Source organism: Oleiphilus sp. HI0125 (assembly GCF_001635355.1).
This window is the reverse complement of the sequence record NZ_LWGF01001427.1, coordinates 1-729: the sequence shown is the minus strand read 5'-3', so window position 1 is coordinate 729 and position 729 is coordinate 1. Positions and strand designations below refer to the sequence as shown.

1 protein-coding gene is annotated in these 729 nt (G+C 47.1%); it reads left to right on the top strand.

Features of this window, described 5'->3' with window-relative positions:
- Nucleotides 1-16: 16 nt before the first annotated feature.
- The coding region (locus A3762_RS24405; protein WP_369820719.1) for a potassium transporter TrkG at nucleotides 17-729 on the top strand (713 nt) is incomplete at its 3' end.

Genomic DNA, 729 nt, shown 5'->3' with positions numbered 1-729 from the left:
TTATTGGAGTGCAGGCATGGAAGTATTCGATGCCGTTGCCCACAGTTTCTCAACCATTGCGATTGGTGGCTACTCAACACATGACCTAAGTATCGGCTATTACAACAACGTACATATCGAACTTGTTGCGATCTTTTTCATGTTCATTTCTGGCATCAACTTCGCACTGCATTTTGCGGCGCTTCGTTCCAATAGCCCGATCATCTATTGGAAAGATGCAGAATTCAGATTTTACACCGGTGTCATTTTCTTAGTTTCCATCATCACGATTGCGACGCTCTACCACACTAGCACCTACGACCCTGGCACATCATTCGTAAAAGGTTTATTCGAGGTGGTATCCATTGCCACTACAACGGGTTTCTCAACGGCTGATTTTGCCAACTGGCCTTTTGTATTACCGTTTTTACTCTTCGTTGTCGCTTTCATCGGCGGCTGCGCAGGATCAACTGGCGGGGGCATGAAAGCCATTCGCGTGATGCTGATATTCAAACAGGGCATGCGCGAGATAAAGCGCTTGATTCACCCTAATGCGGTGATTCCTGTAAAAGTAGGCAAGAAAGCCGTACCTGATCGGGTTATCGAAGCCGTATGGGGTTTCTTCTCCCTGTACGTATTCTCATTCGTTGTGCTTTTGTTACTGCTTCTCGCAAGCGGTTTAGATCAAGTAACTGCATGGTCGGCAGTTGGTGCCTGCATCAATAACCTTGGACCAGGTCTGGGAGATGT